Origin of the sequence: Pseudomonas sp. PSPC3-2 (genome assembly GCF_049897085.1) — a bacterium.
Classification (GTDB): Bacteria; Pseudomonadota; Gammaproteobacteria; order Pseudomonadales; family Pseudomonadaceae; genus Aquipseudomonas; species Aquipseudomonas paraveronii.
In genome coordinates, this window is the sequence record NZ_JAFCVO010000005.1 from 160,037 (window position 1) to 171,697 (window position 11,661).

At 61.6% G+C, this 11,661-nt stretch carries 12 protein-coding genes; 7 read left to right on the forward strand and 5 right to left on the reverse strand.

From position 1 onward, the window contains the following. The first annotated feature begins 95 nt into the window (after window positions 1-95). Complete coding sequence (serB, locus tag ACP7CJ_RS10840; RefSeq protein WP_247401834.1) at window positions 96-1,310, forward strand: phosphoserine phosphatase SerB; 1,215 nt, start codon at window positions 96-98, stop codon at window positions 1,308-1,310. Between the two features lie 70 nt (window positions 1,311-1,380). Here serB and asd read toward each other — a convergent pair whose 3' ends face one another. The 3 genes from asd to ACP7CJ_RS10855 are packed head-to-tail and all read right to left on the reverse strand — an operon-like array spanning window position 1,381 to window position 4,666. Then, on the reverse strand, window positions 1,381-2,241 hold the full coding sequence (gene asd, locus ACP7CJ_RS10845; RefSeq protein WP_276196054.1) for an archaetidylserine decarboxylase: 861 nt from the start codon (window positions 2,239-2,241) through the stop codon (window positions 1,381-1,383). A 16-nt stretch (window positions 2,242-2,257) separates the two neighbouring features. Continuing rightward, a complete protein-coding gene (rhdA, locus tag ACP7CJ_RS10850; protein ID WP_426100407.1) occupies window positions 2,258-3,073 on the reverse strand; it encodes a thiosulfate sulfurtransferase in 816 nt (271 codons plus the stop codon). Between the two features lie 57 nt (window positions 3,074-3,130). Continuing rightward, complete coding sequence (locus ACP7CJ_RS10855; RefSeq protein ID WP_276197887.1) at window positions 3,131-4,666, reverse strand: HDOD domain-containing protein; 1,536 nt, start codon at window positions 4,664-4,666, stop codon at window positions 3,131-3,133. A 167-nt stretch (window positions 4,667-4,833) separates the two neighbouring features. Here ACP7CJ_RS10855 and motA point away from each other — a divergent pair, with 167 nt between their 5' ends. Next, on the forward strand, window positions 4,834-5,685 hold the full coding sequence (gene motA / locus ACP7CJ_RS10860; protein WP_276196056.1) for a flagellar motor stator protein MotA: 852 nt from the start codon (window positions 4,834-4,836) through the stop codon (window positions 5,683-5,685). A 3-nt stretch (window positions 5,686-5,688) separates the two neighbouring features. Continuing rightward, window positions 5,689-6,705, forward strand: a complete 1,017-nt coding sequence (gene motB, locus ACP7CJ_RS10865; RefSeq protein WP_247401846.1) for a flagellar motor protein MotB — start codon at window positions 5,689-5,691, stop codon at window positions 6,703-6,705. A 49-nt stretch (window positions 6,706-6,754) separates the two neighbouring features. Here motB and rsgA read toward each other — a convergent pair whose 3' ends face one another. Then, complete coding sequence (gene rsgA / locus ACP7CJ_RS10870; protein ID WP_071491684.1) at window positions 6,755-7,786, reverse strand: small ribosomal subunit biogenesis GTPase RsgA; 1,032 nt, start codon at window positions 7,784-7,786, stop codon at window positions 6,755-6,757. A 108-nt stretch (window positions 7,787-7,894) separates the two neighbouring features. Here rsgA and orn point away from each other — a divergent pair, with 108 nt between their 5' ends. Next, a complete protein-coding gene (gene orn / locus ACP7CJ_RS10875) occupies window positions 7,895-8,437 on the forward strand; it encodes an oligoribonuclease (RefSeq protein WP_426100405.1) in 543 nt (180 codons plus the stop codon). A 158-nt stretch (window positions 8,438-8,595) separates the two neighbouring features. Then, complete coding sequence (locus tag ACP7CJ_RS10880; RefSeq protein ID WP_276197888.1) at window positions 8,596-9,213, forward strand: trimeric intracellular cation channel family protein; 618 nt, start codon at window positions 8,596-8,598, stop codon at window positions 9,211-9,213. Here ACP7CJ_RS10880 and queG read toward each other — a convergent pair. Further along, entirely contained in the window at window positions 9,207-10,274 is a 1,068-nt protein-coding gene (gene queG, locus ACP7CJ_RS10885; protein WP_247401853.1) for a tRNA epoxyqueuosine(34) reductase QueG, read from the reverse strand. The two genes, ACP7CJ_RS10880 and queG, sit on opposite strands and share 7 nt — an antisense overlap. Before the next feature lie 63 nt (window positions 10,275-10,337). On the opposite strand from queG, the gene ACP7CJ_RS10890 reads away from it, so the two are divergent. After that, window positions 10,338-11,198 carry an NAD(P)H-hydrate dehydratase gene (locus tag ACP7CJ_RS10890; RefSeq protein ID WP_276196061.1) on the forward strand — a complete coding sequence of 287 codons (861 nt, stop codon included), beginning with the start codon at window positions 10,338-10,340 and terminating at the stop codon, window positions 11,196-11,198. Continuing rightward, the gene (gene tsaE / locus ACP7CJ_RS10895; RefSeq protein WP_247408696.1) at window positions 11,186-11,656 is read left to right on the forward strand and encodes a tRNA (adenosine(37)-N6)-threonylcarbamoyltransferase complex ATPase subunit type 1 TsaE; all 471 of its coding nucleotides are present in this window, start codon (window positions 11,186-11,188) and stop codon (window positions 11,654-11,656) included. The genes ACP7CJ_RS10890 and tsaE overlap by 13 nt, the downstream gene beginning before the upstream one ends. Window positions 11,657-11,661: the final 5 nt, after the last annotated feature.

Genomic DNA, 11,661 nt, shown 5'->3' on the forward strand with positions numbered 1-11,661 from the left:
ATAGCGACAGGCCCAAGACCGGCAAAGCGTTGGCTGTGCCCGGTGGTCACTGAAAGTGGGTAGAATGCGGTTTTTTTCCAGCCTGGGGGTGCGCTTTGCGCGAAATTGTCCTGATTAACATCACGGGGGAAGACCGGCCAGGTCTCACCGCCGCCATTACCGGTGTTTTGGCCCAGGGTGGTGTGAACATTCTCGATATCGGCCAGGCGGTGATCCACGACACCTTGTCGTTCGGGATTCTGGTGGAAATTCCCAGCACCGAGCAGGCGTCGTCCGTCCTCAAGGACATCCTGTTTACCGCGTACAAGCTGGATCAGCAGGTGCGCTTTACCCCGGTGTCCGAAGAGGATTACCGGCAGTGGGTGTCTGGCCAGGGCAAAAAGCGCCATATCGTGACCTTGTTGACCCGCAAAGTGACGGCCGAGCAGTTGCAGCGCGTCAGCTCGATCACCGCGCAATACGGTTTGAATATCGACCATATCGACCGTCTGTCGGGCCGCATGCCATTGGACACGCCGGCTGACCAGGGCAAGGGCTGCATCGAATTCTCCGTGCGCGGCGAGCCGGCCGACCCCCAAGCCTTGCGTGCCGACTTCCTGAGCGTGGCCCAGGAGCTGAATGTCGATATCGCCTTCCAGGAAGATTCGCTGTTTCGCCGCAACCGCCGCCTGGCGGTGTTCGATATGGACTCCACGCTGATCGAAGCCGAAGTCATCGACGAGTTGGCCAAGGCCGCCGGTGTCGGTGAGCAAGTCTCCGCAATCACCGAGCGCGCCATGGCCGGCGAGCTGGACTTTCGCGCCAGTTTCAAGGAGCGCCTGGCGCTGCTCAAAGGCCTGGATGTCAGCGTGCTGGACTCGATCGGTGCCTCCCTGCGCCTGACCGAAGGCGCCGAAACGCTGTTCGCCGAACTCAAGCGCCTGGGTTACAAGACCGCGATCCTGTCCGGCGGCTTCACCTACTTCGCCAAGCAATTGCAGGCCAAGCTGGGCATCGACTATGTGTTCGCCAACGAGCTGGAAGTGGTGGATGGCAAGGTGACCGGCGTGGCCGTGGAGCCGATCGTCGACGCGCAGCGCAAGGCTGACTTGCTGCGGGAGTTGGCGCACAAGGAAGGTTTGCGTCTGGAACAGACCATTGCGGTCGGCGACGGTGCGAATGACTTGCCGATGCTGGCAATTGCCGGGTTGGGTGTGGCGTTTCGTGCCAAGCCGCTGGTCAAACAATCGGCCAAGCAGGCGATTTCGACCCTTGGGTTAGACGGTGTGCTGTATTTGCTGGGCTTTCGCGACCGCGATGGTCAGTTGTAACTGACAAATGTGGTCAAAAATGTGGGAGGGGGCAAGCCCCCTCCCACATTAAACTTTTGCAGGTTTCGGATCAGGCTTTCGGCAATGCGATACCCTGGCCCATCTGCACGGGCGAACCCGCCACCAGTGCTTCTGCCCACGTCACCTGATCTGGCCCGAACAGCACGATTGCAGTCGAACCCAGCTTGAAGCGACCCAGCTCCGCACCTTTCTCCAGGTGAATCGGCGCACGCGCGGCTTCGTCGTAGCGGAAGGTTTTCAGCTCGCGCTTGGGCGGCGTGACCAGGCCGGCCCATACGGTTTCAATCGACGCCACAATCATCGCGCCGACCAATACCACCGCCATCGGGCCGCGTTCGGTGTCGAACAGGCAGACAACACGCTCGTTACGCGCAAACAGCTCCGGCACGTTCTCGGCGGTGGTCTGGTTGACCGAGAAAATCCGCCCTGGCACGTAGACCATCTCACGCAAGGTGCCCGCCAGTGGCATATGCACCCGGTGGTAGTCCTTCGGCGACAGGTAAATGGTGGCGAAATCGCCGCCCATGAACGGCGCAGCCACGGCCGCATCGCCGCCCAGCAATTCCAGCACGCTGAAGCTGTGGCCCTTAGCCTGGAACACGCGACCATGTTCGATCGGGCCGAGCTGGCTGACGGCGCCATCGGCGGGGCTCAGGACGGCGCCCGGGGTTTGATCCAGTGGGCGCGCGCCGTCTTTCAGGGCGCGGGTGAAGAATGCGTTGAAGTGCTCGTAGGCCGTCACGTCTTCAACCAGGGCCTGGGACATGTCCACTTGATAGCGCTTGGCGAACCACGTGGTGAAGGCGTTCTTGAACCAGCGCACGCGGCACTCGGCAATGCAACCGGCCAGACGCGACAGCAGGTGGTGCGGCAGCAAGTACTGGCTGAGGATGAACAACTGCTTTTTCATTAACTGTCCTTAAACCTTAAATCTCGACGGGGGTGTCGGGGTGGTTGCCCCATTCGCCCCAGGAACCGGCATAACCTTTGACTCGCGGATAACCGAGCGCCTTGGCCACCAGGTAGGTGAAGCCAGAGCGGTGGTGAGTCTGGCAGTGGGTGATGATTTCTTTATCTTGGGTCAGCCCGAGGTTCTCGAGGATCTGCGGCATGTCGCGGCGGATGCGCAGGTTGCGCGCCTTGTCCATGCCGGCGGTCCATTCGAAGTTCACGGCTCCGGGGATGTGACCGCCCTTGGCTGCCAGGACTTTTTCGCCGGAATATTCCAGCGGGCCGCGTGCGTCCCAGATGCCCAGGTCGGCAGCGCCGAGACGGCTTTGCAGGTATTCGCGGGTCGCGGTGGGGCCATCATGCAGGGTGAGGCTGACAGGCCCGCCAGCCAGGGCCGGCACTTCGGTAGACAGCGGGTGCTTGTCTGCCAGCCACGCCAGCAGGCCACCGTCGAGGTAGTGGTATTTTGTGTGGCCGATCACGTCGAGCAGCCAGATAAAACGCCCGGCCCAGCCACCGCCTTCGTCGTCATAGACCACGTAGGTCGCGTCCGGGGTGTGGCCCAGTTCGCCGAACAGTTTCTCCAGATCAGCCTTGTTCGGCAACAGACCGGGAGCTGGCGCCTGGCCCAGTTGGGTGCGCTTGGGGTCAACGAAATGCGCGCCGGGGATATGCCCTTCGGCGTAGCGGGCGGCGCTGGTGAGGTCCACCAGAATCAGTTGGTCGGCATCGAGGCGGCCAAGCAGGTCGCTGGATTCGATCACCAGCGGCAAGCCAGAGAAGTCAGGCATGTGAGGTCTCCTGGGCACAAATGTTGGCGATAAAAGACGGCGATTGTAGCGCAAGCATCAACCGGTGCGGTTGGTAAAGCTGTGCAGGGCTTTTTCGATGCATTGAGCGGTTTTACCGAAGGCCTGCACGGTGGTTTCCGAGAGCGGCCCACCACCCTGGTCGGCGATCATCACCATGACCACCCGACCATTGCAGCTCAGTGAGCGCAACAGCAGGTGTTCGCCGTTGAACAGGCGACGCAGGATCGGCGGCAACAATGCGGCGAATTGCGCGTGGTTGTCGGGCGTGAAGCGCACTTGGGCGGGTTTTTCGAGCATGCGTTGCAGCAGCGTGCTGTTGACCACGTCCAGGCTCAAGTTCGTGGCGTCCCTCGGCAGGCCGGCGGCCTGGTGGACGCGCAAGGTGCTCAGGGCGCGATCCGCCATGAACAGCAAGACGCGCTGCATGCCGCTGGCCTCCAGGGCTTCCTTGGCGCAGGTGGTCAGGTGCATGGCGTTGGCGAAGCGGCTCGGCTCCACCAGTAATTCGGTGCAACGCTTGCGCCAAACGGCCAGGGCCTCGGCCGTCGGCGGCGGTGCGGGCAGCAGGCCGCGATGGATTTTCTGTACATGCCACGGCCAGATCAGCGACAGCGCCGGGTGCCAGAGGTCGGGCATCAAGGTGGCGCGAGCGTTGATCACCGCTTGCTGGTGAACCTGTTGCTGCACCTCGCTCAACGGCTGTTGCAGGTACAGCGCGGTGAGGTATTGCCAGCGCTCGGTATGCGGGCAGGTCCAGGATTCCTGGGCCGACATCGCCAGGCCGTTAGCCAACAACACTGTATTGGCCGGCTGGTTCAGCCAGCGCCGCAAACTGGGCTCGGCATCCAGCAGTTGTTGCTGGCGCAGTGGGTCGTCTTCGCGGGCGATGCGCAATGCCTTGACCAGCAAGCGTTGCTCGGTCAGCAACAGGTGATAGCCCTGGGATACCCAGATCGGCAGGTGCCAGGTTTCGGTCAAGCCGAGGCACAGGTCCAGCAGGCGCACGCCGAACAATTCCTGCTCGACCCGGCGCGCCGATTGACCTTTGTGGATCACCCGCAGCTCCCATTCTTCCAGGAGCTTGGGGTAGGCCACCGCCATCGGCCACAACGGCGCCAGAAACAGCAGGCTGCCCCAGTGGATGTCCTGCCACAGCCGCGCCAGGCGGCTGGCGAACAAACCGCTGGCTTGCTGCGACGCGTGCCGGCTGACCAGCACCAGCTGGCGAAAGGCGACGGGGATTTCATTCATCGGCACTGACGGTAGGCGTGCCAGCAGGTCCTCGGCGCGTTTGAGGCCGAGACGGTTAAGTGCCACTTCAAGGTTTTCTGCCGGTTCCGCCATGCTGCCATGGGTGTGGCTGTTGGCCTCGCGCATCACGCTGAGTACCAGCGACGGGCTGCCCTGCATCAGCTCGGCAATATCTCGCAAAGAACTGCGGCTATCGCGGATGGCTTTGCACACGCGGTCGTGGCTGGCCTGGGGAACCGGCAGCCGAACGTCGTCCAGGCACTTGATCCAAGCCGCGAGAGAGAGGGGTCTTACAGATGGGTCTGTCTTTTCATTGGCCATGATTGGGGGCGCGATCATCACTTACTTCAACACGCCCTAAACGGGCCGAACTGGCTTTTCGCCTTGACGGTCTATAGTCTGGCGCAGTTTTGCCGATAAGTAGAACAAGAGTTTTCCAGTTCCTCCAAATATGTCCATGAACCCGACGGCGCAAGTACAAATTCCCTATGGCTAAAATAATCGGCATCATCGTCGTCCTTGCAAGCGTGCTCGGTGGCTATGTCCTATCTCACGGTAAGATTGCTGCGTTGATCCAGCCCTTCGAAGTGATGATTATTGGCGGCGCGGCATTCGGCGCATTCCTGCAGGCCAACCCCGGCTACATGACCATGCACGTGATCAAGAAGTCGCTGGGCATGTTTGGCTCGCGCTTCTCCCACACCTTCTACATGGAAGTGCTGGGGCTGGTTTACGAGATCCTCAACAAGAGTCGCCGTGAAGGCATGATGGCCATCGAAGCGGACATCGAAGACGCCTCGGCGAGCCCGATTTTCGCCAAGTACCCGGCAGTGCTCAAAGACGAGCGCATGACCGCCTACATCTGCGACTACTTGCGCATCATGTCCTCCGGCAACATGGCCCCCCACGAGCTGGAAGGCCTGTTCGACATGGAATTGTTCAGCCTCAAAGAAGAGCTGGAACACCCGTCCCACGCGGTCACCGGCGTTGCCGACGGCATGCCCGGCTTCGGTATCGTTGCGGCGGTACTCGGTATCGTGGTGACCATGGCCTCCCTGGGCGAGGGTGACCAGGCGGCCATCGGCATGCACGTGGGTGCGGCGCTGGTCGGTACGTTCTTCGGTATTCTCGCGGCCTACGGGTTCTTCGGCCCGCTCGCGACCTCCCTGGCCCACGATGCCAAGGAAGAAATCAATCTGTACGAAGCGATCAAGGCCAGCCTGGTGGCTTCGGCCTCCGGCATGCCGCCTTCACTGGCGGTGGAATTCGGTCGCAAGGTGCTGTACCCGAAACATCGCCCGAGTTTTGCCGAGCTGGAACAAGCGGTTCGCGGTCGCTAAGCCATGGAAAACAACCAGCCGATAATCATCAAGCGCGTCAAGCGCTTCGCTGCGGGGCACCATGGTGGCGCCTGGAAAATCGCCTTCGCCGACTTTGCAACGGCGATGATGGCGTTCTTCCTGGTGCTGTGGCTGATGTCCACCGCGACCCCCGAGCAAAAGATCGCCATCGCCGGTTACTTCAAAGACCCGATTGGTTTCTCGGAAAGCGGCACGCCCTTCGTGATCGACCTGGGCGGTTCGCCGCAGTTGGCGCCGGAGCGCACCATCAACCCTGAGGTCAAGACTGAGGCACCGCAGGAAAACATTCCGATCGAGCGTAAAACCGTTGAAAGCCTGGCCGAACAGGTCGAGCAGGAGCGCCTCGAATTATTGCTGAAGGAGTTGCAGACCAAGGTTGACGAAAACCCGCAGCTGCTGAAATTCAAGGATCAGATTTCGTTCGAAATCACCCCGGACGGTTTACGCATCCAGATCACCGACGCCGCCAACCGGCCGATGTTCGACTCCGGCAGTGCGCGATTGAAACCGTACTTTGAAGACATCCTGCTGGCCATGGCCGACACGATCAAGGCCGTGCCGAACAAGATCAGCGTCAGCGGCCATACCGATGCCAAGCCGTATGCGGGGCAAGGCGACTTTGGCAACTGGGAGCTCTCGGCCAACCGCGCCAACGCCGCCCGGCGTGCGTTGGTGGCCGGCAGCTACCCGGACTCGCAAGTGGCGCGGGTGGTGGGTTTTGCTTCGTCGCAGCTGTTTGATGCCAAGGAGCCGTTCAACCCGATCAACCGCCGGATCGATATTGTTGTGCTGACCAAAAAGGCTCAGCGCGCGATTGAAGGTGATCAGCCGCCACCGCCTCCGACCCCAGATGCGGGCGCGCAGGGCGGAGCACCGGTCGACCCGAACGCGATCCCGCCGGGGCAGGAGCCATTGCCGGCGCATGAGCTACGGCAGAAGCTGAACCTGTTTGATGATGGCGGCGCGAAAGACCCGACGGCGCCTGTCAAGGGCTCGTAAGCTGCATACAACAAGGCCGCGATAAACGCGGCCTTGTTGTATGCGCTGTTTAGTAACTGCTCTCAGGCAAACTCGCAATAATCGACCGATAGCTGTTCATCCGTTGTTGCTGTACGCGGCCATCTTCCAGCGCCTTGAGCAGGGCACAACCGGGTTCGCGGTCGTGTTTGCAGTCGCGGAAGCGGCAGGTGCCGATCAGGTCGTTGAACTCGATGAAACCGGCTTCCACGTCGCTGCGGCTGACATGACCGAGGCCGAATTCACGAATGCCCGGGGAGTCGATCAGCTCACCGCCGCCGGGGAAGTGGAACAACCGCGCGGTGGTGGTGGTGTGGGTGCCCTGGCCGGACAGCTCCGACAGCGGGCCGACACGGGTGTCGACTTCCGGCAGCAGGCTGTTGACCAGCGATGACTTGCCCACGCCCGACTGGCCGACGAACACGCTGATGCGCCCGTCCAACTGCTGTTGTAGCTGTTCCATGCCATTGCCGTGATGGGCCGACACTTCCAGCACCGGGTAGCCCAGGGTGCGGTAGACCGCCAGCAATGCGTTGAGCGCCGGGGCGTTCTGTTCGTCGATCAGGTCGAATTTGTTCAGCAACAACAGCGGACGAATGCCCGCATGCTCGGCCGCGACCAGATAACGGTCGATCAGGTTGGCATGGGGCTCGGGCAGGGGCGCGAAGACGATGACGATCATGTCGACGTTGGCCGCCACCGGCTTCAACTGGCCGCGGCTGTCGGGGCGACGCAGTTCGGTGGTGCGCGGCAGTTGGGCGACGATCACGCCGATGCCTTGGTTGCCGGCACGCCACACCACGCGGTCGCCGGTCACCAGCGCCGGCAGGTTGGCGCGCAGGTGGCAGCGGAAGACCTGGCCGGCGAGTTCGCCTTCGAGCGCCTCGACTTCGACCTGCACACCAAAGTGCGCGATCACCAGGCCCGTTTGTTCGGGGCCCAGGTCGCCGCCCTCGAGCGCTTCCACGGCGGAGGATTCACGTTTGGCGGCGCGTGCGGCGCGTTCGCCCTGAATCTTTTCGATGCGCCAGTTTTGGCGACGGTTGAGCTGGCGTTTGGCCATTGGTGTTCCGTGTCGATAATGCAAAGGTTAGGTAAAACGGTCGCGAGTCTAGCACGGCCCCGCCTGCTAAACTGTGCGGCTACGCCAAGGTGCCAAGAGAATCAAGCCATGCAAAACCCACACAATCTGATTTGGATCGATCTGGAAATGACCGGTCTGAACCCCGACACCGACGTCATCATCGAGATGGCGACCATTGTCACCGACAGCAACCTCAATACCTTGGCCGAAGGTCCGGTGATCGCCATCCACCACAGCGACGCCATCCTCGCCACCATGGACGAGTGGAACACCCGCACCCACGGCAACTCCGGCCTGACCCAGCGCGTGCGTGACAGCCGCATCAGCATGGCCGAAGCCGAAGCCGAAACCATCGCCTTCCTGGAAAAGTGGGTGCCCAAAGGCAAGTCGCCGATCTGCGGTAACAGCATCTGCCAGGACCGCCGCTTTCTTTATACCCACATGAAGGCACTGGAAAGCTACTTCCACTACCGCAACCTGGATGTGTCCACTCTTAAGGAGCTGGCCGCGCGCTGGGCGCCGGAAGTCAAAGACAGCTTCCATAAAGGCAGCACTCACTTGGCGCTGGATGATATTCGTGAGTCGATCGCCGAGTTGCAGCACTACCGCAAGCACTTCATCAAGGCTTGATGCCGGCTCTCTGTGGCGAGGGAGCGTGCTCCCGCTAGAGTGCGCAGCACGCTCGGTTCAGCCATCTGGATCTACCTGCCACACGCCATTCTCCGATACCTGGGGCTGCTGCGCAGCCCAACGGGAGCAAGCGCCCTCGCCACATTGTAAGGATCGCCATCATGCTGTTGATGCTCTACCTCATCGCCATCACTGCCGAAGCGATGACCGGTGCCTTGTCTGCCGGTCGGCGCGGCATGGACTGGTTTGGCGTGGTGCTGATCGCCTGCGTGACGGCGTTGGGCGGCGGTTCGGTGCGCGATGTGCTGCTCGGGCATTACCCGCTGACCTGGGTCAAGCACCCGGAATACCTGGTGCTGACGTCCGTCGCCGCGCTGGTGACGATCTTTATCGCACCGCTCATGCGCCGCCTGCGTTCGCTGTTTCTGGCGCTGGATGCGGTGGGTTTGGTTGCCTTCACCCTGATCGGCTGCATGACCGCCCTGGAAATGGGCCACGGTATGCTGGTGGCGTCGGTCAGCGGTGTGATCACCGGGGTGTTTGGCGGCATCCTGCGGGATATTTTCTGCAACGACATCCCGCTGATCTTTCGCCGTGAGCTATACGCCAGCGTGTCATTCCTCGCCGCCTGGTTCTACTTGCTGTGTCTCTACCTGCAGTTGCCGAGCGAGCAGGCGATCTTACTCACCCTGTTCAGCGGCTTTCTCCTGCGCCTGCTGGCGATCCGTTTTCACTGGGAAATGCCCAAGTTCGTCTACAACGACGACGTTCATTGACGCTCGGCGTGCTGCTTCAGCGCCCATTCCACGTGTTCGCGCACCAGCTCCGAGGGGTAGTCCCGGCGCGCCTTCAAGGCTTCCAGCACCGGAATGCTTGATGGCGCGTTGCCCAGGCCCACCGCCAGGTTGCGCAGCCAGCGCTCGTAGCCGGCGCGGCGTAGGGGCGAGCCTTCGGTGCTGCTGAGGAATTTATCCTCGTCCCACATGAACAGTTCGGCCAGTTGCGCGTTATCCAGGTTGTGCCGTGGCTTGAAATCGCTTTCGGCGGTGGAGCGGGCGAAACGATTCCATGGGCAAACGATCTGACAGTCATCGCAACCGAAAACCCGGTTGCCGATCAGTGGGCGCAAGTCTTCAGGGATCGCGCTCTTGAGTTCGATGGTCAGGTAGGAAATGCAGCGCCGCGCGTCCAGCACATAGGGCCCGACGAACGCGTTGGTCGGGCAAATATCCAGGCAGGCGGTACAGCGGCCGCAATGTTCGGTAGCGTGAGGCGGATCGACCGGCAACGGCAAGTCGACAAACAGCTCGCTCAGGAAGAAGTAGCTGCCGGCCTTGCGATTGAGGACCAGGGTATTTTTGCCGATCCAGCCCAGCCCGGCTTTTTCGGCGATGGCTTTTTCGAGCACCGGTGCGCTGTCGACAAAGGCGCGAAAGCCGAAGGGGCCGATTTGCGCCTGGATGCGTTCGGCCAGTTGCTGCACGCGCTTGCGGATCAGCTTGTGGTAGTCGCGGCCGAGGGCGTAACGGGAGATGTAGGCTTTTTCCGGTTGGGCCAGCAGTTGCGCCATGTGCGTGTCGCCGGGCAGGTAGTCCATGCGCAGCGAGACCACGCGCAAGGTGCCCGGCACCAACTCTTCGGGATGCGAGCGTTTGCTGCCGTGGGCGCCCATGTACTCCATCTCGCCGTGGTAGCCCGCGTCGAGCCAGCGTTGCAGGTGCTGTTCATGCTCGGCCAAGTCCAGGCCGCTGATGCCGACTTGTTGAAAGCCCAGCTCGCGGCCCCAGTCTTTGATCGATTGGGCGAGCGCGGGCAGATCGGAGGTAATAGCAGGCATGAGACACGGGAAACCACAGGTTAGATGGGTATAATTCTGCCAGACATCGGAGCTTGAAGACGTATGCCGCAGACAAAACACGAAATAACCGACGTTCAGCCCCTGTTGCCCGGCAATTTGCCGCGACTGGCTGCGCGTTCCCCGGACGCCCATAAAGGCCAGTTCGGTCACTTGCTGGTCATTGGTGGTGACAGAGGCTTTGGCGGCGCTGCGTTGCTCAGTGCCGAAAGTGCGCTGCGCAGCGGCACGGGCATGGTGTCCCTGGCGACCCGCCTTGAACATGTGCCCGCCGCATTGGCGCGCTTGCCGGAAGTCATGACCGTCGGTGTGAGTTCGGCCAACCAGTTGATGGGGTTGCTGGAAAAAATCTCGGTTATCGTCATCGGCCCGGGCCTGGGTGATGCCGCCTGGGGCAAGAGCCTGCTGTCCGTCGCCGCTAATGCCAAACAGCCGCAAGTCTGGGACGCCGATGCCTTGAATCAACTGGCGACCGGCAGCGTAAGCCTTCCTGCCAACTGCTTGATCACCCCGCATCCAGGCGAAGCTGCGCGTTTGATGGGGATGTCGACAGCAGAGGTTCAGGCGAATCGTCTTAACGTGGCGCGCGCGTTGAGCCAGAAATTCAACGCAGTGGCTATTCTCAAGGGGGCGGGCAGTTTGATTGCCAGCCCGGACGGCCGCGTTGCGCGCTGCGACCAAGGCCATCCGGCCATGGCGACCGCAGGGCTCGGCGACGTTTTGGCCGGCCTGGTGGGTGCGTTGCTGGCGCAGGGCATGCCCGCTTATGACGCCGGTTGCCTGGCCGTGTGGTTGCACGCCACGGCGGGAGCTCGGCAGGGCACCTTTGGTCGCGGCCTGGCTGCCAGCGACCTGATACCCGCCATTCGTCAATTGCTTGAGGAACAGTCACCGTGTCTGAAGTAATCCTTTTCCTGGCAGATGAAGAGGCAATGGTTGCGTTCGGTCATCGGATTGCCCAGGTGACGGGCGGGGCGGGGCTGATCTTTCTCGAAGGCGACCTGGGGGCGGGCAAGACCACGCTGTCCCGGGGGATCATTCGCGGGTTGGGCCATGCGGGGGCGGTGAAAAGTCCGACCTTTACGTTGGTCGAGCCTTACGAGATCGGTGCGATAAGAGCCTTCCACTTTGACCTCTATCGCCTGGTAGACCCCGAAGAGCTGGAGTACATGGGTATTCGGGATTATTTCGAGGATGACGCGCTGTGCCTGATCGAGTGGCCAGATAAAGGCACAGGCTTTTTGCCAAAGCCGGACCTGACCATTACCATTACGCCGCATGATCACGGACGTCGGCTGAAGTTGTTGCCCCAGGGCGCGCGCGGTGAGTCGTGGTGCGCCGCTCTGGCATTGGAATTCAAATAATTGGT